Raw genomic sequence first — 26,187 nt, 5'->3', positions numbered from 1 at the left:
ACTTGAAAAAAGTGACAGGCGAGTTTAGCCGCCCGCCACGGCGAACCCATTAGGGATTCACCTGCCGGCCAGCCGGCCGGCGCGGTCAACCAACGGCTTTGAGCACCGGCGCCGCAAGGGCCGCCAGCTCACCGAAACGCGTGCGGATGGCCGCCTCGATGCCCGCCGCGTCCAGCCCGGCCAGCGACAGCAGGCGCGCGGGGTCGCCGTGTTCGATGAACTCGTCGGGCAGGCCCAGTTGCAGCAGCGGCATGACCCGGCCTTCGGCGGCCAGCGCCTCGGCCACGGCGCTGCCGGCGCCGCCCATCACCACACCTTCTTCCACCGTGACCAGGGCCTCGTGGCGGCTGGCCACGTCGCGCAGCATGTCCAGGTCGAGTGGCTTGGCCCAGCGCATGTTGACCACCGTGGCGCCCAGGCGCTCGGCGGCCTGCAGGGCCGGGTAGAGCAGCGTGCCGAAGGCGAGGATCGCCAGCCGCTGACCCTGGCGCCGCACCTCGGCCTTGCCGAAGGGCAGCGCATCCAGGTCGGCCAGCGGCGCCACGCCGGCACCCGCGCCGCGCGGGTAGCGCACGGCCACCGGGTGGTCCTGCGCGAAGGCCGTGCTCAGCAGTTGCCGGCACTCGCGCTCGTCCGCCGGGCAGGCCACGCTGACGTGGGGGATGCAGCGCAGGTAGGCGATGTCGTAGTTGCCGGCGTGGGTGGCGCCGTCCGCACCCACCACGCCGGCGCGGTCGAGCGCCAGCACCATCGGCAGCTTCTGGATCGCCACGTCGTGGATCAACTGGTCGTACGCGCGCTGCAAAAAGGTGGAATAGATCGCCACCACGGGCTTCAGGCCCTCGCAGGCCAGGCCGGCGGCAAACGTGACGGCGTGCTGCTCGGCAATGCCGACGTCGTAATAGCGGTCAGGAAAGCGGCGATGGAATTCGACCATGCCCGAGCCTTCGCGCATGGCGGGCGTGATGCCGACCAGCCGCTTGTCCTGCGCCGCCATGTCGCACAGCCATTGGCCAAAGACCTGGGTAAACGTCTGCTTGGGCGGCTGGGCCGGCGGCACCAGACCGATCGCAGGGTCGAACTTGCCGGGGCCGTGGTAGGCCACGGGGTCGGCCTCGGCCAGCTTGTAGCCCTGGCCTTTCTTGGTGACGACGTGCAAAAACTGCGGGCCGGACTGCCGGGCCATCAGTTCGCGGATGTTCTCCAGCGTGGGGATCAGCGACTCGAGGTCGTGCCCGTCGATGGGGCCGATGTAGTTGAAGCCGAACTTCTCGAACAGCGTGGCCGGCACCACCATGCCCTTGGCGCCCTGCTCGATGCGCTTGGCCAGCTCGAACAGGGGCGGCACAGGGCCGAGCACCGTCTTGCCGACGCTCTTGGCGGCGGCATAGAAGTTGCCGCTCATCAGCTGCGCCAGGTAGCGGTTGAGCGCGCCCACCGGCGGGCTGATGGACATGTCGTTGTCGTTCAGCACCACCAGCAAGCGCGCATCGCGCTCGACGCCGGCGTTGTTGAGCGCCTCGAAGGCCATGCCAGCCGTCATGGCGCCGTCGCCGATGACGGCAATGGCCTTGCGGTCCTCGCCCTTCTGCCGCGCGGCCAGCGCCATGCCCAGCGCGGCCGAGATGCTGGTGGACGAGTGCGCGGTGCCGAAGGTGTCGTACTCGCTCTCGTCGCGGCGCGGAAAGCCCGACATGCCGCCCAGCTGGCGCAGCGTGGGCATGCGCTCGCGGCGCCCGGTCAGGATCTTGTGCGGATAGGTCTGGTGGCCCACGTCCCACACCAGCCGGTCGTCGGGCGTGTTGAAGACATAGTGCAGCGCGATGGTGAGCTCGACCGTGCCCAGGTTGGAACTGAGGTGGCCGCCGGTCTTCGACACGTTCTGCAGCACGCATTCGCGCAGTTCGTCGGCCAGGCCCTTCAGCTGCGCGGCCGGCAGGCGGCGCAGGTCGGCGGGGCTGTGGATGGATTCAAGCAGGTTGGTGGCCATGATTCAGCTTCTTCGGTGCACCACCAGGTCGGCCAGTGCACGCAAATGTCCCACGCGGGGCAGGCCGCTGGCGTCCAGCGCGGCATGTGCCCGCACGCACAGCTCGTCGGCCAGGGCGCGGGACGGCGCCAGGCCCAGCAGCGACACGTAGGTGGGCTTGTCGGCGGCGGCGTCCTTGCCGGCCGTCTTGCCCAGTTGGGTGGAATCGGCCGTCACGTCGAGGATGTCGTCCACCACCTGAAAAGCCAGCCCGAGGGCGGCGCCGTAATCGTCCAGCGCCTGACGTGCGCCCTGCGGGAGCGCACGGCCGGCGCAGGCCGCGCCCATGCGCACGCTGCCTTGCAGCAGTGCGCCGGTCTTCAACACGTGCATGGCGCGCAGTTCGGGCTCGGACAGCGGCTTGCCGACGCTGGCCAGGTCAATGGCCTGGCCGCCGGCCATGCCATGGGCGCCTGCGGCCTGCGCCAACGCGCGGCACAGGTCGGCCTGCATGGCAGGCGGTACGGTGTCGGCGTCGGGCGTCAGCAGCTCGAACGCCAGCGCCTGCAAGGCGTCACCGGCCAGCAGCGCCTGGGCTTGCCCGAACTGCACGTGCACCGTGGGCTTGCCGCGCCGCAGCACGTCGTTGTCCATGCACGGCATGTCGTCGTGCACCAGCGAATAGGCGTGGATCAATTCGACCGCGCACGCGGCGCGCAACGCAGCTTCATCGTGGCCGTCCGCCGCTTCGGCCGCGGCCAGCACCAGCAACGGGCGCAGGCGCTTGCCGCCGTCCAGCACCGCGTAGCGCATGGCTTCGCCCAGGCCGGCAGGGGCCTGCACCGGCACCCAATCGGACAGGGCCTGTTCAACCCGCGCCAGCTGGGCGGACGACCAGGCAGGAAAATCCGGTGCGTTCATTCAGACACCCACGGCTTGAGGCCGCCCTGTTCGTCCAGCACCCGCACCTGCTCCTCGACCGACTGCAGGCTGTCGCGGCAGTACTTCAGCAACTGCGTGCCGCGCTGGTATTGGCCCAGCAACTGCTCCAGCGGCAACTGGCCCGACTCCAGCCCGGCGATGAGTTCCTCAAGCTGCTGCACGGCCTCGCCGTAGCTGGCGGGCAACGCATCGGGACTGGAGGGGGATTTCTTGGACATTCGCGAGGGCAAAGGGCCCTATTTTAGGTCGCCGACGCATTCGCCGTGCCGCGGGCGGCCGAAACCCGGCCATCGCCGGGCGTTCCAAATCAAGCGGAATGTCCGCCGCTCAACTATAATCAAAGGTTCCCTTGGCCAAAAGTTGGCTGGGGGCTCGTGCGCGCAATATCCTCGGATGCCAGGCGCTTACTACCTGCCCCTTCATAGGGGGAGTCTTTGGATCGGAACACCATGTCTGATTTGAGTCTTCAGTTACAGCAGGCGGCAAGTCAACTTCCCGTCCAATCCTATTTCGACCAGGCGCTGTTCGAGCGCGAGATGAGGCTCATCTTCGAGTCCGGTCCGCGCTATGTCGGTCACTCGCTCGCAGTGCCGAACGCTGGCGACTATTTCGCGCTGCCACAGGAAGCCGATGGCCGCGCGCTGGTGCGCAGCCCCCAGGGGCAGGTCGAGCTGATTTCCAACGTCTGCCGGCACCGCCAGGCCGTCATGCTGAAGGGCCGCGGCTCGCTGCAGGGCCAGGGCAAGGGCCATGCGGGCGGCAACATCGTGTGCCCGCTGCACCGCTGGACGTATTCGCCCAAGGGCGAGCTGCTGGGTGCGCCGCATTTCCAGCACGACCCCTGCCTGAATCTGAACAACTACAAGCTGCGCGAGTGGAACGGCCTGCTGTTTCAGGACAACGGCCGCGACATCCTGGCTGACCTGGCCGGCATGGCCGAGGCGAAGAACCTGTCGTTCGACGGCTACGCGCTCGACCACGTCGAGCTGCACGAGTGCAACTACAACTGGAAGACCTTCATCGAGGTCTATCTGGAGGACTACCACGTCGGCCCGTTCCACCCCGGCCTGGGCAACTTCGTCACCTGCGACGACCTGCGCTGGCAGTTCGGGCAAGAGTTTTCGGTGCAGACGGTGGGCGTGGCGCCGGCCTTCAAGCCCGGCAGCGACGTGTACAAGAAGTGGCACGAGGTGCTGCTGGCCTACCAGGGCGGCGAAAAGCCGCAGCGCGGCGCCATCTGGCTGACGTACTACCCGCACATCATGGTCGAGTGGTACCCGCACGTGCTCACCGTCAGCACGCTGCACCCGGTCAGCCCCAACAAGACGCTGAACATGGTGGAGTTCTACTACCCCGAGGAAATCGTCGCCTTCGAGCGCGAATTCGTCGAGGCGCAGCGCGCCGCCTACATGGAAACCTGCATTGAGGACGACGAGATCGCCGAGCGCATGGACGCTGGCCGCAAGGCCCTGATGCTGCGCGGCGACAACGAGGTCGGCCCCTACCAGAGCCCGATGGAAGACGGCATGCAGCACTTCCATGAGTGGTATCGAAAAAAGTTGGGCGCCACCCCCCCTGAGCGCCTGACGGCGCTTCCCTCCTCTGCTGCGCGAGGGGGGGACATCTCCAGCGGGCGGGTCAAGCCCTTCCACGGCGATCACTCGATTCGCGTGCGTCTGAACCAGACCCTCTCCATCTTGGGGAAAGCTTGCCCCCGCGAAGGCAGAGGGTTGAGGCGAGGCCCGAGTGCACACCTGAGCGACACCGCCGTCGATCCTTGCAGCACTGAGCGCCGGCTGACGCACCAGCTGTCGCTTTAATTTTTGTAGCGCCTCGCGCTTATCTGTCGCGCGCCGCAGGCCAATTTGATTCATAATCGCGGCCCATGCAAGCTGCCTGGATGATTGCCGCCTCGCTGTTCTTCGCGCTGATGAGCGTGTGCATCAAATATGCATCGCCCCATTTCGGCCCGCTGGAGATCGTCTGCTACCGCGGCGCCATCGGCATCGTGTTCATGTGGGCGCTGGCGCGCTCGCGCGGCGTCAGCCTTGCTACCCGCGTGCCCATGATGCACGTCTGGCGCAACGTGGTTGGCGTGGCCGCGCTGGTGGCCTGGTTCTACGCCATCGCGCACCTGCCGCTGGCCACCGCCATGACGCTGAACTACATGAGCGGCGTGTGGGTGGCCGCCTTTCTGATCGGCGGCACGCTGCTGCTGGGCCGCATCGCCGACATCCGACGCCAGGGCCCGCTGGTGATGGCGGTGATGGCCGGCTTTGCCGGCGTGGTGATGATGCTGCGCCCCACGCTGGACCAGAACCAGCTGTTTGCCGGCCTCATCGGCCTGATGTCGGGCCTGATGTCGGCGCTGGCGTACATCCAGGTGGCGGCGCTCGGGCGCGTGGGCGAGCCTGAGGCGCGCACCGTGTTCTATTTTTCGCTGGGTGCCACGCTGGCAGGCGGCATCGGCATGCAGTTCTTCGACATGCATCCGCTGAACACGGTGCAGGCGCTGTGGCTGCTGCCGGTGGGCATCCTGGCGGCGCTGGGCCAGCTGTGCATGACCCGCGCCTACACCCGCGGCGCCACCATGGTGGTGGCCAACCTGCAGTATTCGGGCATCGTCTTCGCGGCGCTGTTCGGCGTTGTTTTGTTCGGCGACCAGATCCCGACCATCGGCTGGCTGGGCATGGCCACCATCATCGCCAGCGGCATGACGGCCACCTTCCTGCGTGCCCGGGCGCTCACCAACCCACCGGCTGATGCGCGTTGACCGCCTGAGTCGCCCACGGCGTTACCGCATGCCCTGCTCTGCGGCCAGTTGATTAAGCTACGTGCTCTTGATGCTCCCCACAGGACTGCCGCCATGCGCTTCACCCACCTGATCTCGGTCGATGAACTGAAAGCCCTGCAAGCCAGCGGTGCGCCGCTGATGGTGTTCGATTGCAGCTCTGAACTGGGCAACCCGGCCAAGGCCGACGAGATGTTTGCCGCCCGGCACATCGCCGGCGCCCAGCAGGCCCACCTGGAGCGCGACCTGAGCGCGCACGACCCCGCGCACGCCGTCAACGGCGGCCGCCATCCGCTACCAAAAAGAGAGCTGTTCGCGCAGACCCTGCAAGCGCTGGGCTTCAACAACGCCATGCAGGCCGTGGTCTACGACCGCCAGGGCGCCAACTACTGCGGCCGCCTGTGGTGGATGCTGAAATGGGCCGGCCACGACGCCGTCGCCGTGCTCGACGGCGGCCTGCAGGCCTGGGACGCAGCGGGCGGCGCGGTCGAATCCGGCCCGCCCATCGCACGCCCGCGCGGCGATTTCGCCCTGAAGCCCGCCCTGCGCCGGCTGGTGCAGACGCCCGAAGTGGTGCAACACCTGGAGCAGCCCACGCAAACGCTGATCGACGCGCGCGGCGGCCCACGCTACCGCGGCGAGGTCGAGCCGCTCGACCCCATCGCCGGCCACATCCCCGGCGCGCTGAACCGGCCCTTCACCGACAACCTCGGTGCCGACGGGCGCTTCAAGCCCGCGGCGCAACTGCGCGCCGAATTCGACCAGCTGCTGGCCGGGCGCGATGCGGCCGGCGCAGTACACCACTGCGGCAGCGGCGTCAGCGCCGTGCCCAACGTGCTGGCGATGGAACTGGCCGGCTACCCGCCCGCGGCGTTGTACGCCGGCAGCTGGAGCGAATGGAGCCGCACGCCGGGGCTGCCGGTGGCCAAGGGTTGAGCGCGCCTGCAGCCCACATTGTTGATCCTGAGCCTGCCGGAGGACTTGGTGTCCGACAAACAGGCGTCGACAAGGCCCATCCCTGCCTCGTCGAATGGCCTGCGATGAGCACAGTCGAATGGCTCGGCGCGAACGGATTGTTGGTGAAATCGCCCATAGCGCCTTGATCTGGAGCCCGGCAAGCGCAAAGGGCTATCAAAAAAAGAGCGCCGTACGCTTGACTGGCAGGCGTACGGCGCTCATTCATGGCTCACGCGCCATTGGCGTGCAGCCGATCAGTCCGGGTCATCGACGGCGCTGCCGCCAGGCTCCCCCGATCAGGCCAAGACTGAGCAACATCAGCGCCCACTGGCTGAGCGTCGGGATCGCGGTAACCGGAACTTCACCGTCGTCGTTGTTCACCGCCACCGTGGCCGACGCGTTCGGCCCGACCTTATAGCCATCAGCCGGGTTGATCTTCACCACGGCCTGTACATTGCCGTCGCCCGGCGTCGTGTTGGGTGTGGCAGTGATGGTGCACGTGGCGGTGGTCTGCCCTTGGGGCACCGTCAACGACGTGCCGCAGGTGGTGGTGTAACGGGTGCTGTCCACCGGCGGCGTGATGCCGACCGTCAAGCCCCCCCGTCGGCGCTGGCCCATTCAATGTCAATGTGCAAGTAGACACGTTGTTGGGTGCATCCACCAGCGTGGTTGGCGTGCAAGTCAGGTTAGCGACATAGGCATCGTCGTTGTTGACCGTGACGTCGGCCGATGTGGGCGTGCCCAGCGTGTACGCTGCACCCGCCGCGGGTGTGGCCAGCGCCAGTGTGGCGGTAACCGAACCGTCGCCGGGCACCGTGTTCTCGACGGCAGTGATGGTGCACTGCTTGGTGGTTTGCCCGGCGTCGATCACGATGGGCGACTCGCAGGTCGTGGTGTAGCGGGGATTCGACGCCGGCAGCGTCAGCGCCACGCTTAACCCGCCGGTCGGCGCCGCAGTGTCGGAGGTGATGGTGCAGGTGGCGACGTTGCTGGCGGCGTCGACCAGCGTCGCGGGATCGCACGTCAACGTGACGACCGGCAGCACGGGCAGGCACTCGGTGGCGTCCAGGCTTTGGGCTGTGTTGGTGGTGGTGTAGTTGGCAGGACCGGACACCGTGCCTGCAGGAATATCCATCAAGCGCACACCCGGTGTCGCTGTCGATAATCCACCCACAAATGCCATCTGGCCATTTTGCAAACGCGCTGCGGCGCCATAGGGACCCCACACAACGCTTACAACGTTTTCCCCTACCCCTTTCACCAGATTCGTAACAATCCCCGTGGCCAGTTCAATGCGATAACTGGTGTTGCTTGCGCCACCAGAAGCGGTCGCAATGCCATACGCGTAAGTTCCCGTCGCATCAATCGCAAAGTCACCTGACTGCGACAGAATTTGCGTCGCTGTACCGTTAGCGTCGACCAGCGGAATCTTGCCCAAATAGGTCGGCACGTCGTTCCCTACGCTGATCCGAATCAACTCTCCGCGCGCACCACCCGACTGCAGGTTGCCAATGATCAACTCGTTGTTGGCCGGATTGAATGCCGCAGCGTTGTAGTTGGGTCCCAGTTGAAACCAACGATCTGTCAAACCGCCGGTGCCGTCTGGCATGTTGGCAATCGCGCCCAGGTTGTCGACACCCGTGGTCCCGTACTTCAGAACCTGAATGTGACCGGTGTATTGCTTATATGAATTCACAGGCACATTGCTGTAGTCCGGGTCGCCCTGTGTCGCTCGAATAGCATAGATATATCCATTTTGAGGATTCATGCCCATGGCGACCGTCGCGCCCGCGTTGACTGATGCAGCAGGCGGGGTTCCTGACCCCGGTGGGGTCGGCGCACTTTGGCCTGTCCAAATATTGGTGATGGTGGCGGCACCGCCTGCGGCGGTTGGCAACGTCACCTGATCCAGCGCGATGGTAGGTGGAATGTTGGAAGCGTCAGTGCCGCTTTTGAGATAGCGGGCCTGATAAAAGGACAACGATCCCGCAGGACACAGCGGCAGTGGCGCGCCTGCAGCGCTCCATGCCGGTGCGCTGGCCGCCAGCACGCCGATTCCTAGCAAGGCGTTGGTCAACCCCCGCTTGCAAATTCGCCACGTTTTCTTCATGATGTTTCCCTTGCCATTTGTTCGTAAAACCGAGGGCGACCGAATCAATTTAATCCGACGCTCCCCGCCCGCCCTCATGCGCGACGCATCCGCCGCGCCGCAAACCCCGCCAAGCCCAACCCAAGCACCATCAGCGCCCAGTCACTCAGCGCAGGCACCGGCTGCACGGCGGCAACTACGGGTGGTTTGTCGTCGTCGTTGATGGTGACCGTGGCGCTGAGCGTGGCGCCCAGCGTGTAGCCTGTGCCAGCCAGCAAGGTCAGCGTGGCGTTCACGCTGCCGTCGCCGACCACCGTGTTGTCCGTAGCGGTGATGGTGCAGGTGGCCGTCGTTTTCCCTGCGTCGATGGTCAGCGGCGAGGCACAAATGGTGGTGTAGCGCGGGTTGGCGGCAGGCGGCGTGAGCGCGACAGACAGGCCCCCGGCTGGCGCCGGGTCGTCGGAGGTGACAGTGCACGTGGCGACGTTGCCCGGCGAGTCGTTGAGCGCCGACGGCGTGCAGTCCACGGTCAACACCGGTTGCTTGGGGCCCCAGAACGTGCCGGACACCGTCAGGGCACCGGGGTTGTCGCCGTAGCAGCCAGGCGTGCCATAGAAGTACGCCGCGTCTGAAAAGCCCAGATAGAGGCGCGTGGCCCCTGCGGGAATCTTGAAATACTGCACATTGCCGAAGGCGGGCGCCCGTGCGATGGGCAAGTCCTTGCGCTGCGACGGCGACCAGTACTGCGCGCCCGTGACCAGTTGAAACTGATCGCGCCCGTCGCCGATCCAGTAGCTCTGGTTCAGCGCCAGATCGGTATAGGTGGCCTGGTTGGTTTTGGCGAATATTTTCTGCATGTCGCCACCAAAGGTGGCCGACTCCAGATTGGTGCCCATGCTGCCCGCAATCCAGCCGGTGGGCATGTAGTCACGAATGCTGGAGTTGGCGGTGGAGGTAGGCGTTGCCGCGTCGCGGAACGCACCGGTCAGGAACATGCTGCCCGGTGCCTTGATGCCAGAGATATCCACGCCCATCTGGTAGGTCACGCCGCGCACCGCCACCGGGCCGAAGATGTTGGTGGCGTCGGCGCCAAAGGCCGACCAGCCATCCCCTGAGTGGTGGTAGGGGTCCACCACGTTGTCCACACTGCCGATGGGCCTGGCGACACTCACTGTTTCGTAACTGACCCACACGGCGTTGGGCGGCACTGCAATTTCGGTTGGCAAGGTGCCGTTGGTGCCGGCACCGCAACGGCCGTCCCCAGCTACCTTTCTCAATCCTGCGGAAAAGATGCTCTGCGTCGCTGCAATGGTCAGGTTATTGAACTGACCGACGTTGAACGCATTGGGCGGATCGGGGGGGCGCCGCCGTGGCCGTCAACGGCGTCAACGCAACCGCGTTCATAAAAACCAGCACGGCGGCACATTGCCGGCCCAACCCAATTCCCTCCATCCCTGAATCCTCTCCCATCAACTATGAGGTCGTAAATGCGGTCGTCCAATGCACCGCACCCGTCACGGCGGCCGATTCCACATCCGCCGGTCGCGCACCTGCGGCGATGCGCTCCCGTTGCGGCGCGTTGCACCTCGATCCCGAGGTAGTTAATTGTACATGCTACGAAGTTTGCAACTAAAGAGTATGAATAACCGTGTCTTGCAGTGCGACTTCCGTCGCAGGAACGCGACATGAGCCGGGCGCAAGCACCCTTGAACAAATTGCCGGCGGCGCAGTTTGCAGCACTCAATCGAACGAAAAAAGCCGCCCAAAGGCGGCCTGTGCATGCGATCTGTAGTGTGTGTCAGCCCACCCCGTGCTGCTTGAACCACGCGAGCGCGCGCTTCCAGCCGTCTTCGGCAGCTTCCTTGCGGAAGCTGGGCCGGTAATCGGCATGGAAGGCGTGCGGCGCTTCCGGGTAGACCACGAACTGCGACGCCTTGGCGGCAGCGTTGCCCGCTTCGCCCGCCTTGGTCAGGGCAGCCTTCATTTTGTCGACGCTGTCGAGCGGAATGCCCGTGTCGGCCCCGCCATACAGGCCCAGCACCGGCCCCTTGAGCTGACCCGCCACGTCCACCGGCTGGCGCGGAAAGAGCGGCGTGCTGTCGCCCACCAGGCGCCCGTACCACGCCACGCCGGCCTTGACCTTGGGGTTGTGCGCCGCATACAGCCACACCTGCCGGCCGCCCCAGCAGAAGCCGGTGACGCCCAGCTTGCCGGTGTTGCCGCCATTGGCCGCAGCCCAGGCCACGGCGGCGTCCAGATCGCCCATCACCTGGGCGTCGGGCACCTTGGAAATGACCTCGGCCTGCAGCTTGGCGATTTCGCCGTAGCTTTGCGCGTCGCCCTGGCGCACGAACAGCTCGGGCGCAATCGCCAGATAGCCCGCCTTGGCAAAGCGCCGCGCCACGTCGGCAATGTGTTCGTGCACGCCAAAAATCTCGGACAGCACCAGCACCACCGGCAGGCCGGTCTGGCCGGCCGGTTGCGCGCGGTAGGCGGGCATCTTGAAGCCGGCGACGTCGATCGTCACCTCACCGGCGGTCAGCCCGTCGGCCGGTGTCTTGATGGCCGTCTGCGCCATGATCGGCAGCGCCGCCGCCGCGTAGCCCGCGCCCAGGCCCAGCTTGAGTGCCGTCCGCCGTGACGGCGCCGGCTGATCGTCGGCCAGGTGCAGCAGCGCCTGGGTATCCAGGATGTGGTCGGACTTCAGCATGGGGCATCTCCTGTATCGGTTGGCAAGTCGGCCAGTCTAGAGCGCTTCGGCGCCGGGCGTGCAATCATCCGCCTGCCAGGCCCACGCGGCAGCGGGCTAGCGCCGCAGATATAATGCTGGATTGTGATTTCGCCGGCTTAGCTCAGTTGGTAGAGCAACGCACTCGTAACGCGTAGGTCGCCAGTTCGATTCCGGCAGCCGGCACCACCTCAAAGGCCACATGCTTTTTTCAGCATGTGGCCTTTTTCTTTGCGTAAAGTGGCGTCCATGACCGTTGCCCAACGCCCCCTGCCCGACCCCGCCGCCCAGCCGCGCGACTTCCTGCTTCGCCTGTTCGATGTGGCTGTCTCGCGGGCGCAGCCCCGTACGGTGCTGGCGCAGTTCATACCGCCGGCGCCGGCCGGTCGCACGGTGGTGCTGGGCGCGGGCAAGGCCGCCGGCGCGATGGTTCATGCGCTGGAAGCGGCCTGGCCGGCCGACGCGCCGCTGTCAGGTCTGGCCGTCACCCGCTACGGGCATACGCCGCCTCGGCCGCCGGGCGTGGCGCAGCGCATCGAGATCGTCGAGGCCGCCCACCCCGTGCCCGACGCCGCGGGCGAGCAGGCCGCGCGGCGCCTGCTGGCGCTGACCGAGGGGCTGACGGCGGACGATCTGGTGATCTGCCTGATTTCGGGCGGCGGCTCGGCGTTGCTGACGCTGCCGGCCGAGGGCCTGACCCTGTCGGACAAGCAGCGCATCAACCGCGAACTGCTGGCCAGCGGCGCCAACATTCACGAAATGAACACGCTGCGCAAGCACCTGTCGCGCATCAAGGGCGGGCGCCTGGCAGCGGCCTGCGGGCCGGCGCGGGTCGTTACGCTGGCGATCAGCGACGTGCCGGGCGACGACCTGTCGGTGATCGCCAGCGGGCCCACGGTGCCCGACGTCAGCACCTGCGCCGAGGCGCTGGACATCGCGCGCCGCTACGACATCGGGCTGCCGCCGGCGGTGGTCGATGCGCTGCAGCGGGACACGCTGGAGACGCCAAAGCCCGACGATGCGGTGTTCGATCGCCAGACCGTGCAGCTGATCGCCACGCCCGCCCAGTCGCTGCAGGCCGCCGCCGAGGCGGCGCGCGCGGCGGGGCTGGCGGCGCACGTGCTCAGCGACGAGATCGAGGGCGAGGCGCACGACATCGGCGGCATGCACGGCGCGCTGGCCCGCGCCGCGGCGCAGGGGCGCGGTGCCTTAAGCGCGCCGTGCGTCATCCTGAGCGGCGGCGAAACCACGGTCACGCTGGGCCGCCTGCCCGACGGCGCCCGCCCTGGCAGAGGCGGCCGCGCGGGCGAGTTCTGCATGGGCCTGGCGCAGGCGCTGCAGGCCCAGCCGGGCGTGTGGGCGCTGGCGGCCGACACCGACGGCATCGATGGCGCCGACGACAACGCCGGCGCGCTGGTCACCCCCGACACGCTGGCACGCGCCGCCCGCGCGGGTGTGGGCCTGAACGACCACATCGCCCGGCACGACGCGTTTGGCTTTTTCAGCGCACTCGATGACCTGGTCGTCACCGGGCCGACGCATACCAACGTCAACGACTTCCGCGCCGTGCTGGTGCTGTAGCCGCAGCGGCGGGCAACCGCCCGTACCGTTGATGTGCATCAATGCCGCAGCCGCCGTGGCGAGGCACAGTGGCCCGATGCTCACCGACCCCCCACGCCTTCGACTGGCCCGCGGACACCAGCACGCTGGCCGCCGGCACCCAGTTGCAGCAGCGCGCGCAGGTGCTCGACCACGTGCTGCACATCGACAGCGGACGCGTGGCGCTGGGCGTGGTCGAAAACGGCGCGCTGGCGCACCAGATGGGCATGGTGGAAGGCCCCGCGTGGCTCAATGCCGGCTGCGCCGTGCTGGGCCGCACCCCGGTGGTCGACGCCATTGCCGAAACCGCGGTGCAGGTGCGCCGCGTGCCGCGCCAGGACTTCGACGCCACCCTGCGCACCCTGCCCGCGCCCGCGCTGGCCTTGCTGCGCGACATGGCGCACGCCCACCGGCAGCAGGCCGAACTGGCCGTCAGCCGCCTGGCCAAGGACGCCGAGGCACGCTGCGCCGAATGGCTGCTGCGCCACGCCGAACCCGCGCAGGACGAACCCGGCGCGCTGGCCGTGATGCTGCGCCAGCGCAAACGCATGATCGCCGCGCAACTGGGCATCGCGCCCGAAACCCTGTCGCGCGTGCTGCGCCACCTGCGCGAGCGCAGCCTCATCAGCGGATCGGGGCGCGTGCTGAATCTGGTGGATCTGAACGGGTTGCGGCGGCTGGCTGGGGTTTAGCGGGTCGTCGAACAGCGCGCGGCTCATCGTCCGATGTGGCTTTTGCGTTTGATACAAAAGCGCATCTAGCTATTGTTAATGTAGCAACCTGACAGCTCACGCAGGCTGACATGACCGCGCCTGCCGTCTCATTGACCGGCTCGCGGATGAGGCTGCAGCGCGGCGTCAGAACAGGCGATCCGGCGCCACCACCCCCGGATCGACGCCATGCCGCGCCAGTGCATCCGGCAGCGGCGCGCCGTCGATCAGGCTGGCGGCCAGCAAGCTGGCGCCGGCGGCGCTCTGGATGCCGTAGCCGCCCTGCGCAGCCAGCCAGAACAAGCCGGGCTGCAGCGGATCGAAGCCGATCACGATTTCGCCATCGGGCACGAAGCTGCGCAGGCCCGCCCAGGTGGCGGTGGGGCGCGCCATGGTGAAGCGGGTCGCTTCCTGAATGCGATGGATGCCCAGGGCGATGTCGAATTCCTCCGGCTGCACGTCGTGCGGCGGCACTAGGTCGGCGTTGGCGGGTGAGCCGAGCATCTGGCCTGCGTCGGGCTTGAAGTACCACTGCTCATCGACGTCGCACACCATCGCGGTAGAGGCCCAGTCCACGTCCGCGGGCGGACGAAAGGTGAAGGCGCTGCGGCGACGCGGCTGAAGCCCGATCAGCCGCGCGCCAAACAGCGCGCCCACGACGTCGGCCCAGGCGCCGGCGGCGTTGACGACCACGGCGGCCTGCACCGCGTCGCCGGTGGACAGCATGACGCGCCAGCCACCGTAGTCTCGCGCGGCCGACACGGCTTCGGCGCCCGTCAACAGCGGCGCGCCGCCCTGCCGCGCGCCGCGCAGAAAGCCCTGCAGCAACGCGTCGACGTTCATGTCGAAGCCGCTGTCGTCGAGCAGCGCTTCGGGGAACAGGCCGGGTCTGAGCGCTGGCGCCATGCGGATTATTTGCTCCTCATTCAATAGCGTCAGCCGCGTGCCGCTGGCCTGCAGCGTGCGCGCCATGTTGACCAGCGCATCGTGCTGCTCGGCCGTGGCCACGAACAGCGCGCGGCGCGGCGTCATGAGGGGCACGTCGGCAAAGCCGGGCGGCGGGTTCAGGTAGAAGTCGCGCCCCGCGCGCGTGAGGGCACGCACGCCGGGCGGGCCGTAGCTTTCCATGAACATGGCGGCCGACCGGCCCGTGCTGTGCATGCCGGGCTGCGTCTCGCGCTCCAGCCACACCACGCGGCGCCCGCCTTGCGCCAGCCGCCACGCCAGCGATGCGCCCGCGATGCCGGCGCCGATGATGAGCACGTCACACGCTTGCATGCGGCCATTCTTTCATACGCCGCGGCGCGCCATGAAAAAGCCCGGCACGCGGCCGGGCTGTGGGGCGAAGGTGCGAAAAAGCTCAGGCCACCTGCACCGCGCGCAGCTTTAGTGAAAATTCACGCAGCGCGGCGATGCCGCTTTCTTCGGCGCGGTGGCACCAGGCCTGCAGGTCGGCCACCAGCTGCTCGTGCGTGCGGCCGGTGTTCAGCCACAGCTGGCGCAGTTCTTCGCGCATGGTGACCATCTTGTCCAGCACCGGGTAAGCGGCGCGCGCCTCGGCCAGTTGCGGCACGGCGGCGGCGGGCACCTTGTCGGCATCGCGGTGCAGCCAGCGGCGCGCCGAGCGCAGCGTGACGTTGGCGGCGCCGGCGCTTTGGGTCTGCTGGCGGAACACGGTGCGCATGTGGCGCGCGTAGCTGGCCATGACTTCGTAGCGGTGGGCGATGAGCGCTTCCAGCGTCTTGTCATCGGCCACCGGGCGCACCTGCCCGTAGGCCAGGCGCGGCGGGGTCTTCTTGGGCGACGCCAGGCCCAGCTTGCCCAGCAGCGTGATGTACATCCAGCCGATGTCGAATTCGTACGGCTTGACCGAGAACCGCGCCGACGTGGGGTACGTGTGGTGGTTGTTGTGCAGCTCTTCGCCGCCGATGAGGATGCCCCACGGCACCAGGTTGGTGGACGCGTCCTGCGCCTCGAAGTTGCGGTAGCCCCAGTAGTGGCCCACGCCGTTGACGATGCCCGCGGCCCAGAACGGAATCCACGCCATCTGCATGGCCCACAGCGCCGCGCCCAGCGCGCCGAACAGCACCAGGTCGATGACCAGCATCAGGCTCACGCCCAGCACCGACCAGCGGCTGTAGACGTGGCGCTCGACCCAGTCGTCGGGCGTGCCGTGGCCGTAGCGGCGCAGCGTGTCTTCGTTGCTGGCTTCGGCGCGGTACAGCTCGGCGCCCTGCCACATCACCTTGCGCAGGCCGTAGATCTGCGGGCTGTGCGGGTCTTCGGCGCGCTCGCACTTGGCGTGGTGCTTGCGGTGAATGGCCGTCCACGCCTTGGTGGTCATGCCGGTGGTCATCCACAGCCAGAAGCGAAAGAAATGCTGCACGGCCGGGTGCAGGTCAAGCGCACGGTGCGCCGAATGCCGGTGCAGATACAAGGTGACACTGACGATGGTGATGTGCGTCAGCACCAGCCCGACCAGCAACACCTGCCACCAGGCCAGGCCCAGCACACCGTGGGCCAGCCAGTTCAGGGCAGTTTGGAACAGCGAGGAATCAAGCAGCGAAGCGTTCAAGGACAGCGTCTTTCAGGCAAACAAACAGGGGCAGCGCGCAGCGACCAACCTAGCAGGCTTTCGAGCCACCCCTGTACACAAAGGTTCGTCAAACCCCCATTGTAGGAACGCGCCTACGCATGGTGCCGCCGACAGGTCAATGAAACACGAGGTAGCCGCGGATCAGCGTGCATTCGCGCCCTGCGTGTGGCGCAAAGGCCACCCTTCAAGCCCGCTGCCAAACCGCCGCAAAAAAGCCGTCGGTGCCGTGCCGGTGCGGCCACAGGCGCAGGTACTGGCCGGCGGCCACGCCATCGGCGGCCTGCGCGGGCGCACACAAGTCGGCGGCCGACGGCACCTTCAGGTCGGTCAGCAAGTCGGCCACGACCAGCGGCCTGAAATCAGCGTGGCGGGCGCCGAAGCTGGCCGCCACGTCCTCGTTTTCGGCGCGCAGCACGCTGCAGGTGGCGTACACCAGCCGGCCGCCCGGTTTGAGCAGCCGCGCCGCGCTGTCCAGGATGGCGTTCTGCTTGGCCACCAGCTCCTGCACGCCCGCTTCAGACTGGCGCCACTTCAGGTCGGGGTTGCGGCGCAGCGTGCCCAGGCCCGAACAGGGCGCATCGACCAGCACGCGGTCCATCTTGCCGGCCAGACGCTTGATGCGCTCATCGCGCTCGTGGGCGATGGCCACCGGGTGCACGTTGGACAGGCCGCTGCGCGCCAGCCGCGGCGCCAGCTTGTCCAGCCGATGGGCCGACACGTCGAACGCGTACAGCCGCCCCGTGCCGCGCATGGTGGCGCCAATGGCCAGCGTCTTGCCACCCGCGCCGGCGCAGAAGTCGGTCACCATCTCGCCGCGTCGCGCGTCCAGCAGCAAGGCCAGCAGTTGCGAGCCTTCGTCCTGCACCTCGACGGCGCCGCGCGTGAACACGTCCAGCTTCTGCAGCGCCGGCTTGCCGGCAATGCGCAGGCCCCACGGCGAATACGGCGTTTCTATCGATTGAATAGCGCTCTGCGCAAGCGCAGCCTGCGCCTGCCCCCGTTTTTCCTTCAAGGTGTTGACGCGCAGGTCGAGCGGCGCAGTGTCCTGCAGCGCATCGGCCAGCGCGTCGAAGCCGTCGCCCACCTGCGCGCGCAGCGGCGCCACCAGCCAGCCAGGCAGGTTGTGGCGGTATTCGGGCGCCAGCGCAGCGCGGTCGATGGCGTCGCACGCGTCAAGCCACGCCTGCTCGGGGCCGGTCAGCGCCGCCTTCAGGAAGTCGCGCGAGCCGTGAAAGCCCAGGATCGCCAGCCGCCGCTCGCGCGAGCCGCTGCCCGACCGCGCCAGATGCTCGTACATCGGCTTGCGGCGCAGCACGCCATACGCCGTCTCGGCCAGCGTGGCGCGCTCGCGCGGGCCCAGCGCGCGGTGTTCGCGAAAAAAGCGCGACACCACCGCGTCGGCCGGATGGTCGAGCAACAGAACACGCCGCACCAGTTCGGTCGCGGCATCGAGCAGGGCTTTGGGATGCATGCGCCGATTGTCGCATCGCGCGCTGGTTCAGCCATTCATTGGGCCCCCAGCGCTTGTCGGGTCAGCGTGGGCAGCTACATTTTTCGCAGCAGATCGGCCACGGCGCGGGGATAGATGAGGTGTTCCTGCGTCAGCACGCGCGCGGCCAGCGTGTCGGCCGTGTCGCCCGGCAGCACCGGCACCGCCGCCTGCGCCAGGATCTGGCCGTGGTCCAGTTCGGCGGTGACCTGGTGCACGGTGGCGCCCGCCAGCTTGCAGCCTTCGTCGATGGCGCGCTGGTGGGTGTGCAGACCCGGAAACGCCGGCAGCAGGCTGGGGTGTATGTTGACCAGCCGCCCCGCGTAGTGCGCCACGAACCCGGGCGTAAGGATGCGCATGAAACCCGCCAGCACCACCAGCGCCGGCTGATGCGCGTCGATGGCCGCCTGCAGCGCGGCGTCGAACGCCTCGCGCCCGTCGTAGGCCTTGTGGTCCACCACCGCGGTGGCCACGCCCGCGGCCTGTGCGGTCTGCAGGCCCTTGGCGTCCGGCCGGTTGCTGATGATGGCCGCCACCCGCGCGCCCAGGCGCTCGGCCCAGCGATCGCGTTGCGCCGCGTGCAGCAGCGCCGCCATGTTGGAGCCGGTGCCGGAAATCAGGATAACGATGTGCTTCATCGGGGGGGCGATTATGCGAGAGGCGCGCCACCGTGCCCCCTGCAAGGGTGCAGCCGACCATTCATGCCGCCAGCAGCCAGTGCAACAACGTCGTTCGCGCTGAAAGCCCACCCCGTTCACGCTGGCCCGACAACCGGGCGGCGCTGCCGCCGCCCTTTTCTTCAGCCCTGGCGCGCTGGACGCTGGCGCCAACCCAGCAGGCCCAGCATGGTCACCAGCAGTGCCAGCGCCCATTCGCCCAATGTCGGCACGGGCGTGGCCTGCGGCGGGGGCACCGGCGGCAACGCGGGGTTGCAGGCCAGTTTGGCCGACGCTACCGTGCCCATTTGGCCGGCCGTGGTGCTGAACTGGTTGGCCGGCGGGGCGGGGTTGATAAGATTAGTGACCGGGTTCTGCGGCTCTGCGGTCGCCTGGCACGCTGTTTTGCCTGCCGTTGCGTTGGGCCACAACACCGGCACGGTCAGCGTGCAGGTCCCGGGGGGCGGTAGCGGTACCCGCAGGGATTTGACCCCCGGTCATGGCCACGGTGGTACCGCCGATGGGCGCATTCAGCGCCCCGCCGGCGCAGGTGGTGGTGGCCGCGCCACCCACGGTCAGGGGCGCGGGCAGCAGGTCTTTCACCTGGGCACCGCCGACGGCCACGAGGCGCGGATTCGACAACGTGATGGTCAGCGTGCTGGTGCCGCCCAGCGGCACGCTGGTGGGGCTGAAGGCCTTCGACACGCTGGGGAAAGCACAGTCCGGCGTGGCAGCGGCCTTGAGCACGGCCGGGGCGAACTTGTCCTTGTTGGAGCCATATTGTTGGGCCATCAGCGTCGCATCCACCGCACCGAACAAGCAGGCACCGCCACCCATGTTGGAGGTGCCCCCCGTTTGCGTCGCGGGGAAAAACACGCCGAACGCGGTGGAACCTGCCGCCGACGGTATGACGCCGTCAGGCAGATACAGCACGTTGTTCGCGGGCACATTGTTGATCAAGGTGACATATCCCGCCGCCAGCGGATTGAGTCCGGCAAAGCTGGACGCATAGGGCGAATTGGTATTGAGGCCCGAGTCGAAGAAAGCGTTGTACTCGATGCCCGCTGTCATGGAGCCCGCCGTCACCTTGTTCAATTCAGGCACCCACATCTTGGCGTTGCCGGAACATACATTGCAGCCGTCGATGAACATGGCAAACATGTTGGCCGCCCGGCTATTAATGGCCGTGGTGATGGCCGACAAGTTGCCGGCATCGATCGGGTTGTAGACCGACATCACCACCACCAGGTCGTAGGGCGTGCCGGCCGCTGTGAGGAAGGTGGCGGGCGTGATAGCGCCCGCCGTGCCCAAGGTATCCAGATAAGTCACGCTGGCGCCACCGGCGCCGAACTCAGCCTGAACATTGGTGTTGGCAGCGACCGCGTCATCCGCTGTTTCGTGCGTGGCCAGGATGAGCACGTTCTGCGCCGCGTGGGCGCTGCCCGCCATCAGCCCCAACGCAGTCACCACCGCCAACAACGCGCGCCAGACGCAGCGTACAAAATACTTCATCGCCATGTTCGACTCATCCCTTGAAAACGTTCTGGCCGCCATGCCAATCATTAGGCGACGTTCAACATTTTGGACCAGAATTCTGCTCAAATCGACGACAACGGACTGATTTCACCTCGTTTAGGGGATGACCGTCGCAAGGCGCCTCAACGAACCGCCGCGGCGACATTACGCCGCCCCGCGCTATGCTCCCCGCATGCCGCCCCGCCCCCTCACCCCCATAGAAGCCCGCGTGCTGGCCACGCTGATGGAAAAGGCCCGCACGGTGCCCGACACCTATCCGCTGTCGCTCAACCTGGTGGTCACAGGCTGCAACCAGAAAACCAGCCGCGAGCCGGTGATGCAGATCAGCGATGCGCAGGCGCAGGAAGCGCTGGACGATCTGAAGGCGACGAGCCTGGTGGTCGAGTCGCACGGCAGCCGGGTGGCGCGGTACGAACACAACTTTCAGCGCGTGTACGGCGTGCCCGACCAGTCGGCCGCGCTGCTGGGCCTGCTGATGCTGCGCGGGCCGCAGACGGCGGGCGAATTGCGCATCAACGCCGAGCGGTGGCACCGCTTTGCCGACATTTCGTCGGTCGAGGGTTTCTTGCACGAACTGGCCGAGCGCGCCGACGACAAGGGCGGCCCGCTGGTGGTGCGGCTGGCGCGCACGCCGGGCGCGCGCGAGGACCGCTGGGCACACCTGCTGTGCGGGCCGGTCGCTGAAGCTACTGAATTGATAGCTGCCGGCGCTCACGCCACCAGCGCTGGCGGCCAGAACGACCGCATTTCCGCGCTGGAAGCCGAAGTCGCCGCGCTGCGCGCCACCGTACAGTGGCTGTGCGGCGAATTGGGCCTGTCGCCCGCCGGACGCGAACAAGAGACCGACCGTGCTAAAACCCCGGCTGACAAGGAGACGAACTGATGGATCTGGCATTCACCCCCGAGGAACTGGCGTTCCGCGACGAAATTCGCGCCTGGGTCAAAGACGCGCTGCCCAAGTCGATTTCCGACAAGGTGCACAAGGCGCAGCGCCTGACGCGCGACGACATGCAGACCTGGGCCAAGATCCTGGGCAAGAAGGGCTGGCTGGGCTACGGCTGGCCGCAGCAGTTTGGCGGCCCCGGCTGGACGGCCGTGCAGAAGCACCTGTTCGAGGAAGAACTGGCCATGGCCGGCGCGCCGCGCATCGTGCCGTTCGGCCCGGTGATGGTGGCGCCGGTCATCATGGCTTACGGCAACAAGGAGCAGCAGGAGCGCTTCCTGCCCGGCATCGCCAGCGGCGAAGTGTGGTGGAGCCAGGGCTACAGCGAGCCGGGGTCCGGCTCTGACCTGGCCAGCGTGCGCACCAAGGCCGAGCGCCAGGGCGACAAGTACATCGTCAACGGCCAGAAGACCTGGACCACGCTGGGCCAATATGGCGACTGGATGTTCAACCTGGTGCGCACCAGCAACGAGGGCAAGCCGCAGACCGGCATCAGCTTCCTGCTGATCGACATGAAGTCGCCCGGCGTCAGCGTGCGGCCCATCAAGCTGCTGGACGGCGACCACGAAGTCAACGACGTGTTCTTCGACAACGTCGAGGTGCCGGTCGAGAACCTGATTGGTGAAGAAAACAAGGGCTGGACCTACGCCAAGCACCTGCTGAGCCACGAGCGCACCAACATCGCCGACGTGAACCGCGCCAAGCGCGAACTGGAGCGCCTCAAGCGCATCGCCAAGGCCGAAGGCGTGTACGACGACATGCGCTTCCGCGACCAGATCGCGCTGCTTGAAGTCGACATCGTGGCGCTGGAGATGATGGTGCTGCGCGTGCTGTCGATGGAAAAGAGCGGCAAGAACCCGCTCGACATCGCCGGCCTGCTCAAGATCAAGGGCAGCGAAATCCAGCAGCGCTACACCGAGCTGATGATGCTGGCCGCCGGCCCCTACAGCCTGCCCTACATCCACGAAGCCATGGACGCCGGCTGGCAGGGCGACCAGGCCGCCGCCGCGGGGCTGCAGGGCTTTCCGGGTGGCGACGTGGCCAACGCCACGCTGGCGCCGACGTTCTTCAACTACCGCAAGACCACGATCTACGGCGGCAGCAACGAAGTGCAGCGCAACATCGTCGCGCAGACGGTGCTGGGCTGAGGGCATTCACCCCCTCTCCCGCCGGGGGAGGGTTGGGGCGGGGGCCGCTGCGTTTCGTCAATACCAGAGTGACCCCCATCCCCGCCTTCCCCCAGAGGGGGAAGGAGCAAAAGCAAGACAAAAGGACGACAAAAATGGACTTCGATTTTTCCGACGACCAGCAGGCCCTGCGCGAAGCCGTTGCCAAGTGGGTCGAAAAAAGCTACGACTTCGAGCGCCGCCAGCAGATCGTCAAGGCCGGCGGCTTTGACCGCGCGGTGTACAACGAACTGGCCGAACTGGGCCTGGCCGGCATCTACGTGCCCGAGGAATACGGCGGCATGGGCATGGGCCCGGTCGAGGCGATGGTGGTGCTGGAAGAACTGGGCCGCGGCATCGTCTGCGAGCCGCTGACGCAAGCGTTCGTTACCAGCGCCGTCATCAACGCCTGCGGCAGCGACACCGTCAAGCAGGCCTGGCTGCCCAAGATCGCCAGCGGCGAAGCCCTGGTGGTGCTGGCCCAGCAGGAACGCAAGGCGCGCTACAAGCTGGACGTGTGCGAAGCCAAGGCCGCCAAGGCGGGCGACGGCTACACCGTGACGGGCCAGAAGAACATCGTGCCCGCCGGCGATGCCGCCGACGCCTTCGTCGTGCCGGCCCTGTTGGACGGCAAGCTGGCGCTGTTCCTGGTCGAGCGCAGTTCCAAGGGTGTGAACACACGCGGCTACCTGACGCAGGACGAAGCGCGCGCCGCCGATGTCCTGCTGGACGGCGCGCCCGCCACGCTCATCAGCGCCGATGGGCTGCCAGCCCTGACCTACGGGGTCGACGTCGGCATCGCCTGCACGTGCGCCGAGGCCGTGGGAGCGATGGACCAGACGCTGAAGCTCACCGTCGAATACATGAACCAGCGCAAGCAGTTCGGCGTGGTGATCGCCAGCTTCCAGGCGCTGCGCCACCGCGTGGCCGACATGAAGATGCAGCTTGAACTGGCGCGCAGCATGAGCTACTACGCCACGCTCAAGCTGGGCGCGCCCGAAGCCGAGCGCCGCCAGGCGCTGTCACGCGCCAAGGTGCAACTGGGCAATGCGCTGCGCTTCGTGGGGCAGCAGTCGGTGCAACTGCACGGCGGCATTGGCGTGACCGACGAATACGCCGGCAGCCACTATTTCAAGAAGCTCACGCAGCTGGAGATGACCTACGGTGACACGATGCACCACCTGGGCGAAGTGAGCAGCCGCATGACCGACACCGCGGGCGTGTTTGCCTGAACCTGGCCGGGGCCGCAGCGCATACGCGCTGGCGTGCCCCCCAATTTCTGCCCGCGCCTGCCAGGGGCGCGCGCCGTGCGCCGGTCAGGTCACCGGCGCCGGGTTGAACAGCACCAGTGCGTTGTGCAGCTTCCAGTGCTCGGCCCAGGTCTTCTTGCGGCCGCTGGCCACGTCCAGCAGCAGGTGGAACAACGCCCACCCCGCCTCCTCGATCGTTTGCTCGCCATCGGCGATGCGGCCGGCATTCACGTCCATCAGGTCGTGCCAGCGCCGCGCCAGGTCACTGCGCGTGGCCACCTTGACCACCGGGCACGCGGCCAGGCCATAGGGCGTGCCGCGCCCCGTGGTGAACACGTGCACGTTCATGCCGGCGGCCAGTTGCAGCGTGCCGCAGATGAAGTCGCTGGCGGGGGTGGCGGCGAACACCAGGCCGGTCTGGTCGGCGTTGAGTTTTTCGCCCGGGGGCAGCACGTGGGCAATGGCGGCGCTGCCGCTCTTGATGACGCTGCCCATCGCCTTTTCGGCGATGTTCGACAGGCCGCCGGCCTTGTTGCCGGGTGACGTGTTGGCCGCGCGGTCGACGCGGCCGCGGTCCAGGTAGGCGTCGTACCAGCCGAGTTCGCGCACGATGGCTTCGGCCACTTCGGGCGTGGCGGCGCGCGATGTCAATTGCTCGACCGAATCGCGCACCTCGGTGTTTTCGCTGAACATCACGGTGCCGCCAGCGCGCACCACCAGGTCGGCCATGGCGCCGACGGCCGGGTTGGCGGTGACGCCCGAAAACGCATCGCTGCCGCCGCACTGCACACCCACCACCAGCTTGCTGGCGGACACGGTGGTGCGCCGACGCGCGTTCAGGCGCTGCAGAATGGGCCGCGCGCGCTGCACGATCTCGTCGATCATCGACATGAAGCCGACGTGCGCGTCGTCCTGCAGGCAGACGTTGTTGAGCGGCTGGCCTTCGGGGCGCAGCGCAATGGTGCCGGGCGGGATCAGGCGGTCAGGCTGCAGCTTTTCGCAGCCCAGGCTCACCATCAGCAGTTCGCCGCCGAAGTTGGGGTTCTGGCTGATGTGGCGCAGCGTGCGCTGCGGAATTTCGGCGCCCGGCGCATCGATGGCCACGCCGCAGCCGTAGGTGTGTTCCAGCGCCACCACGCCATCCACATGCGGAAACTGCGGCAGCAGTTCGGTGCGGATGCGCTCCGCCGCGATGCCGACCACGCCGGCCACGCATTGCACCGTGGTGGTGATGGCCAGCAGGTTGCGCGTGCCGACCGAGCCGTCGGCGTTGACATAACCGTCGAAGCTGTAGCCCTGCAACGGCGCCCAGTCCGGCGCGGGTACGGTGGCCATGGGCAGACCTTGCAGCGCGCGCGCGGGCGGAATGTCCAACAGCCGCTCATGCACCCAGCAGCCGGCGGCGATGGGCTGGCGCGCGTAGCCCACCGGCACGTTGTAGCGGCGCACCACGCCGCCGGCTGCAATGTCGGTCAGCGCCACCTTGTGGCCCTGCGGCACCTTGTCGCGCAGCGTCAGGCCGTCGGGCAGCACGGTACCCGCTGGCAGGCCGCCGTCGTTGGCGACGATGGCCACGTTGTCGGCCGCGTGCATGCGGATGGCGAGGGGTGGGCGGTCGGTGGGCATGGGTCTGGCCAATGGAACGGTTCGCTGATCTGGGGCCTGGCCGCGCTCTGGTCAGGCCGGCACGGCGCTGGGCAGGGGCTGGCCGGCGACAAAGGCGTCCAGGTTGTCGAGCACGCGCTGCGCCATGGCCTGGCGCGTCTGCACCGTGGCGCTGGCGATGTGGGGCACCAGCACCACGTTGTCGAGCGTGAAGAATTCGGGCGGCACCCGCGGCTCGTGCTCGAACACATCGAGCGCGGCGCCGCCGATGCGCTTGTCCTGCAGGGCACGCAGCAGCGCCGCTTCGTCGATCACGGTGCCGCGCGACACGTTGACGAGAAATCCCTGCGGGCCCAGCGCATCCAGCACTTGCGCGTTCACCAGATGACGCGTTTCAGCGCCCCCGGCGGTGATGACGACCAGAAAATCCGCCCAGCGCGCCAGATCCACCAGGCTTGGCTCGTGCGCCCACGGCACATCGGCCAGCGGGCGCCGGCTGTGGTAACGCACCGGCATGTCAAAGCCCTGCGAGCGCTGTGCGATGGTGCGGCCGATGCGGCCCAGGCCCACGATGCCCAGCTTGGCACCGCTCACCTTGACGCCCAGCGGAAACGCCACCGACGGCTTGGCGGTCCACTGGCCGGCGCGCACATAGCGATCACCCTCGCTCAGCCGGCGCGCGATGTCGAGCAGCAGGCCGAAGGCCAGGTCGGCCACGCAGTCGTTCAGCACGTCGGGCGTGTAGCCCACGGCGATGCCGCGCGCGGCCGCGTGCGCGGTGTCGATCTGGTCCAACCCGACGCCGAAGCTGGAGATCACCTTGACGTTGGGCAACGCGTCGATCAGCGCGTTGCTGGCGCCGTGCGCGGCCGAGGTGACCAGCGCGCCAAAATCCGCGCCGCGCTCCGCCAGAAAGGCATCGCGCTCGGCGCCGGCCGCCGGCAGGCGGGTGACGGCGTAGAGGGCGTGCAGGCGCTCTTCCAGCCAGGGCAGCAACGGCAGGGCTTGCAGGACGAGAGGCTTGTTCATGGGCGTGGTGTTGTCTTCGATTCGTTCATGAAGGAGCGACGGTGGTGCAATCCCGTTCGCCCCGTGACGGGTCAACGCGCGCGCAGCAATGACGGTCGCCGTCGATCATCATCAAAAACGCGGCCGGCGTGT

General features: G+C 67.6%; 22 protein-coding genes, 1 tRNA gene and 1 pseudogene. 9 read left to right on the top strand and 15 right to left on the bottom strand.

The features are described from left to right. Positions 1 to 85: 85 nt before the first annotated feature. The 3 genes from dxs to xseB are packed head-to-tail and all read right to left on the bottom strand — an operon-like array spanning position 86 to position 3,129. Positions 86 to 1,990, bottom strand: coding sequence for a 1-deoxy-D-xylulose-5-phosphate synthase (dxs, locus tag R0D99_RS05825; RefSeq protein ID WP_317750441.1), 1,905 nt, complete (start codon positions 1,988 to 1,990; stop codon positions 86 to 88). Between the two features lie 3 nt (positions 1,991 to 1,993). Beyond that, positions 1,994 to 2,890, bottom strand: a complete 897-nt coding sequence (locus R0D99_RS05820) for a farnesyl diphosphate synthase (RefSeq protein WP_317750440.1) — start codon at positions 2,888 to 2,890, stop codon at positions 1,994 to 1,996. Next, a complete protein-coding gene (gene xseB, locus R0D99_RS05815; protein WP_317750439.1) occupies positions 2,887 to 3,129 on the bottom strand; it encodes an exodeoxyribonuclease VII small subunit in 243 nt (80 codons plus the stop codon). Before xseB ends, R0D99_RS05820 begins: the two co-directional genes overlap by 4 nt. Positions 3,130 to 3,360: 231 nt before the next feature. Here xseB and R0D99_RS05810 point away from each other — a divergent pair. From R0D99_RS05810 to R0D99_RS05800, 3 genes and pseudogenes are all read left to right on the top strand, one after another. Further along, positions 3,361 to 4,491, top strand: a pseudogene (locus R0D99_RS05810) (aromatic ring-hydroxylating oxygenase subunit alpha); the annotation flags it as partial. Positions 4,492 to 4,796: 305 nt separating this feature from the next. Continuing rightward, positions 4,797 to 5,684 carry a DMT family transporter gene (locus tag R0D99_RS05805; RefSeq protein WP_317750438.1) on the top strand — a complete coding sequence of 296 codons (888 nt, stop codon included), beginning with the start codon at positions 4,797 to 4,799 and terminating at the stop codon, positions 5,682 to 5,684. 93 nt (positions 5,685 to 5,777) lie between these two features. Continuing rightward, positions 5,778 to 6,638: a sulfurtransferase gene (locus tag R0D99_RS05800; protein WP_317750437.1), complete on the top strand. Its 861-nt coding sequence runs from the start codon at positions 5,778 to 5,780 to the stop codon at positions 6,636 to 6,638. A 285-nt stretch (positions 6,639 to 6,923) separates the two neighbouring features. Here R0D99_RS05800 and R0D99_RS05795 read toward each other — a convergent pair whose 3' ends face one another. From R0D99_RS05795 to R0D99_RS05780, 4 genes are all read right to left on the bottom strand, one after another. Beyond that, entirely contained in the window at positions 6,924 to 7,103 is a 180-nt protein-coding gene (locus R0D99_RS05795; RefSeq protein WP_317750436.1) for an IPTL-CTERM sorting domain-containing protein, read from the bottom strand. Continuing rightward, the gene (locus R0D99_RS05790) at positions 7,081 to 8,769 is read right to left on the bottom strand and encodes a hypothetical protein (RefSeq protein WP_317750434.1); all 1,689 of its coding nucleotides are present in this window, start codon (positions 8,767 to 8,769) and stop codon (positions 7,081 to 7,083) included. Before R0D99_RS05790 ends, R0D99_RS05795 begins: the two co-directional genes overlap by 23 nt. Before the next feature lie 74 nt (positions 8,770 to 8,843). Next, positions 8,844 to 9,974 carry an IPTL-CTERM sorting domain-containing protein gene (locus R0D99_RS05785; protein WP_317750433.1) on the bottom strand — a complete coding sequence of 377 codons (1,131 nt, stop codon included), beginning with the start codon at positions 9,972 to 9,974 and terminating at the stop codon, positions 8,844 to 8,846. A gap of 572 nt (positions 9,975 to 10,546) precedes the next feature. Continuing rightward, positions 10,547 to 11,458 carry a dienelactone hydrolase family protein gene (locus tag R0D99_RS05780; RefSeq protein WP_317750432.1) on the bottom strand — a complete coding sequence of 304 codons (912 nt, stop codon included), beginning with the start codon at positions 11,456 to 11,458 and terminating at the stop codon, positions 10,547 to 10,549. Positions 11,459 to 11,589: 131 nt separating this feature from the next. On the opposite strand from R0D99_RS05780, the gene R0D99_RS05775 reads away from it, so the two are divergent. The 3 genes from R0D99_RS05775 to R0D99_RS05765 all read left to right on the top strand — a co-directional run bounded on the left by R0D99_RS05775 (position 11,590) and on the right by R0D99_RS05765 (position 13,767). Next, a tRNA-Thr gene (locus R0D99_RS05775) sits at positions 11,590 to 11,665 on the top strand. A gap of 60 nt (positions 11,666 to 11,725) precedes the next feature. Next, complete coding sequence (locus R0D99_RS05770; RefSeq protein ID WP_317750430.1) at positions 11,726 to 13,057, top strand: glycerate kinase; 1,332 nt, start codon at positions 11,726 to 11,728, stop codon at positions 13,055 to 13,057. 41 nt (positions 13,058 to 13,098) lie between these two features. Then, the gene (locus R0D99_RS05765) at positions 13,099 to 13,767 is read left to right on the top strand and encodes a Crp/Fnr family transcriptional regulator (protein WP_416365973.1); all 669 of its coding nucleotides are present in this window, start codon (positions 13,099 to 13,101) and stop codon (positions 13,765 to 13,767) included. 165 nt (positions 13,768 to 13,932) lie between these two features. On the opposite strand, the gene R0D99_RS05760 is transcribed toward R0D99_RS05765, so the two are convergent. The 6 genes from R0D99_RS05760 to R0D99_RS05735 all read right to left on the bottom strand — a co-directional run bounded on the left by R0D99_RS05760 (position 13,933) and on the right by R0D99_RS05735 (position 20,044). Beyond that, the gene (locus R0D99_RS05760) at positions 13,933 to 15,063 is read right to left on the bottom strand and encodes an FAD-binding oxidoreductase (RefSeq protein WP_317750428.1); all 1,131 of its coding nucleotides are present in this window, start codon (positions 15,061 to 15,063) and stop codon (positions 13,933 to 13,935) included. 82 nt (positions 15,064 to 15,145) lie between these two features. Then, the gene (locus tag R0D99_RS05755) at positions 15,146 to 16,360 is read right to left on the bottom strand and encodes a fatty acid desaturase (protein ID WP_317750427.1); all 1,215 of its coding nucleotides are present in this window, start codon (positions 16,358 to 16,360) and stop codon (positions 15,146 to 15,148) included. Between the two features lie 205 nt (positions 16,361 to 16,565). Beyond that, positions 16,566 to 17,852 (bottom strand): RsmB/NOP family class I SAM-dependent RNA methyltransferase, encoded by a 1,287-nt coding sequence (locus R0D99_RS05750; RefSeq protein ID WP_317750426.1) that lies wholly within the window; start codon positions 17,850 to 17,852, stop codon positions 16,566 to 16,568. 74 nt (positions 17,853 to 17,926) lie between these two features. Then, a complete protein-coding gene (gene purN / locus R0D99_RS05745) occupies positions 17,927 to 18,508 on the bottom strand; it encodes a phosphoribosylglycinamide formyltransferase (RefSeq protein WP_317750424.1) in 582 nt (193 codons plus the stop codon). 161 nt (positions 18,509 to 18,669) lie between these two features. Continuing rightward, complete coding sequence (locus R0D99_RS05740; protein WP_317750423.1) at positions 18,670 to 18,834, bottom strand: IPTL-CTERM sorting domain-containing protein; 165 nt, start codon at positions 18,832 to 18,834, stop codon at positions 18,670 to 18,672. 52 nt (positions 18,835 to 18,886) lie between these two features. Next, the gene (locus R0D99_RS05735; protein WP_317750422.1) at positions 18,887 to 20,044 is read right to left on the bottom strand and encodes a hypothetical protein; all 1,158 of its coding nucleotides are present in this window, start codon (positions 20,042 to 20,044) and stop codon (positions 18,887 to 18,889) included. A gap of 190 nt (positions 20,045 to 20,234) precedes the next feature. Between R0D99_RS05735 and R0D99_RS05730 the strand changes: the two genes are divergently transcribed. The 3 genes from R0D99_RS05730 (at position 20,235) to R0D99_RS05720 (ending at position 23,403) form a co-directional block, all read left to right on the top strand. After that, a complete protein-coding gene (locus R0D99_RS05730; RefSeq protein ID WP_317750421.1) occupies positions 20,235 to 20,945 on the top strand; it encodes a YceH family protein in 711 nt (236 codons plus the stop codon). Next, positions 20,945 to 22,153, top strand: a complete 1,209-nt coding sequence (locus tag R0D99_RS05725) for an acyl-CoA dehydrogenase family protein (RefSeq protein WP_317750420.1) — start codon at positions 20,945 to 20,947, stop codon at positions 22,151 to 22,153. The genes R0D99_RS05730 and R0D99_RS05725 overlap by 1 nt, the downstream gene beginning before the upstream one ends. Before the next feature lie 134 nt (positions 22,154 to 22,287). Beyond that, a complete protein-coding gene (locus tag R0D99_RS05720) occupies positions 22,288 to 23,403 on the top strand; it encodes an acyl-CoA dehydrogenase family protein (protein WP_317750419.1) in 1,116 nt (371 codons plus the stop codon). 84 nt (positions 23,404 to 23,487) lie between these two features. On the opposite strand, the gene garD is transcribed toward R0D99_RS05720, so the two are convergent. Both garD and R0D99_RS05710 read right to left on the bottom strand, forming a co-directional pair. Continuing rightward, the gene (gene garD / locus R0D99_RS05715) at positions 23,488 to 25,047 is read right to left on the bottom strand and encodes a galactarate dehydratase (RefSeq protein ID WP_317750418.1); all 1,560 of its coding nucleotides are present in this window, start codon (positions 25,045 to 25,047) and stop codon (positions 23,488 to 23,490) included. A gap of 51 nt (positions 25,048 to 25,098) precedes the next feature. Next, entirely contained in the window at positions 25,099 to 26,055 is a 957-nt protein-coding gene (locus R0D99_RS05710) for a 2-hydroxyacid dehydrogenase (RefSeq protein ID WP_317750417.1), read from the bottom strand. Positions 26,056 to 26,187 lie beyond the last annotated feature (132 nt).

Origin of the sequence: Ottowia sp. SB7-C50 (assembly GCF_033110285.1) — a bacterium.
GTDB lineage: Bacteria > Pseudomonadota > Gammaproteobacteria > Burkholderiales > Burkholderiaceae_C > Ottowia.
This window is presented reverse-complemented; position numbering and strand designations above follow the sequence as displayed.

What these genes read in the sequence shown, in the direction of transcription:
- R0D99_RS05790 (WP_317750434.1), bottom strand. Translation starts at nt 8,769, where the DNA reads ATGAAGAAAACGTGGCGAATTTGCAAGCGGGGGTTGACCAACGCCTTG.
- R0D99_RS05760 (WP_317750428.1), bottom strand. Translation starts at nt 15,063, where the DNA reads ATGCAAGCGTGTGACGTGCTCATCATCGGCGCCGGCATCGCGGGCGCA.
- R0D99_RS05710 (WP_317750417.1), bottom strand. Translation starts at nt 26,055, where the DNA reads ATGAACAAGCCTCTCGTCCTGCAAGCCCTGCCGTTGCTGCCCTGGCTG.
- R0D99_RS05725 (WP_317750420.1), top strand. Translation starts at nt 20,945, where the DNA reads ATGGATCTGGCATTCACCCCCGAGGAACTGGCGTTCCGCGACGAAATT.
- R0D99_RS05765 (WP_416365973.1), top strand. Translation starts at nt 13,099, where the DNA reads ATGCCGCAGCCGCCGTGGCGAGGCACAGTGGCCCGATGCTCACCGACC.
- R0D99_RS05740 (WP_317750423.1), bottom strand. Translation starts at nt 18,834, where the DNA reads ATGGGCACGGTAGCGTCGGCCAAACTGGCCTGCAACCCCGCGTTGCCG.
- R0D99_RS05730 (WP_317750421.1), top strand. Translation starts at nt 20,235, where the DNA reads ATGCCGCCCCGCCCCCTCACCCCCATAGAAGCCCGCGTGCTGGCCACG.
- R0D99_RS05800 (WP_317750437.1), top strand. Translation starts at nt 5,778, where the DNA reads ATGCGCTTCACCCACCTGATCTCGGTCGATGAACTGAAAGCCCTGCAA.
- xseB (WP_317750439.1), bottom strand. Translation starts at nt 3,129, where the DNA reads ATGTCCAAGAAATCCCCCTCCAGTCCCGATGCGTTGCCCGCCAGCTAC.
- R0D99_RS05770 (WP_317750430.1), top strand. Translation starts at nt 11,726, where the DNA reads ATGACCGTTGCCCAACGCCCCCTGCCCGACCCCGCCGCCCAGCCGCGC.
- purN (WP_317750424.1), bottom strand. Translation starts at nt 18,508, where the DNA reads ATGAAGCACATCGTTATCCTGATTTCCGGCACCGGCTCCAACATGGCG.
- R0D99_RS05750 (WP_317750426.1), bottom strand. Translation starts at nt 17,852, where the DNA reads ATGCATCCCAAAGCCCTGCTCGATGCCGCGACCGAACTGGTGCGGCGT.
- R0D99_RS05720 (WP_317750419.1), top strand. Translation starts at nt 22,288, where the DNA reads ATGGACTTCGATTTTTCCGACGACCAGCAGGCCCTGCGCGAAGCCGTT.
- R0D99_RS05735 (WP_317750422.1), bottom strand. Translation starts at nt 20,044, where the DNA reads ATGGCGATGAAGTATTTTGTACGCTGCGTCTGGCGCGCGTTGTTGGCG.
- R0D99_RS05780 (WP_317750432.1), bottom strand. Translation starts at nt 11,458, where the DNA reads ATGCTGAAGTCCGACCACATCCTGGATACCCAGGCGCTGCTGCACCTG.
- dxs (WP_317750441.1), bottom strand. Translation starts at nt 1,990, where the DNA reads ATGGCCACCAACCTGCTTGAATCCATCCACAGCCCCGCCGACCTGCGC.
- R0D99_RS05805 (WP_317750438.1), top strand. Translation starts at nt 4,797, where the DNA reads ATGCAAGCTGCCTGGATGATTGCCGCCTCGCTGTTCTTCGCGCTGATG.
- garD (WP_317750418.1), bottom strand. Translation starts at nt 25,047, where the DNA reads ATGCCCACCGACCGCCCACCCCTCGCCATCCGCATGCACGCGGCCGAC.
- R0D99_RS05820 (WP_317750440.1), bottom strand. Translation starts at nt 2,890, where the DNA reads ATGAACGCACCGGATTTTCCTGCCTGGTCGTCCGCCCAGCTGGCGCGG.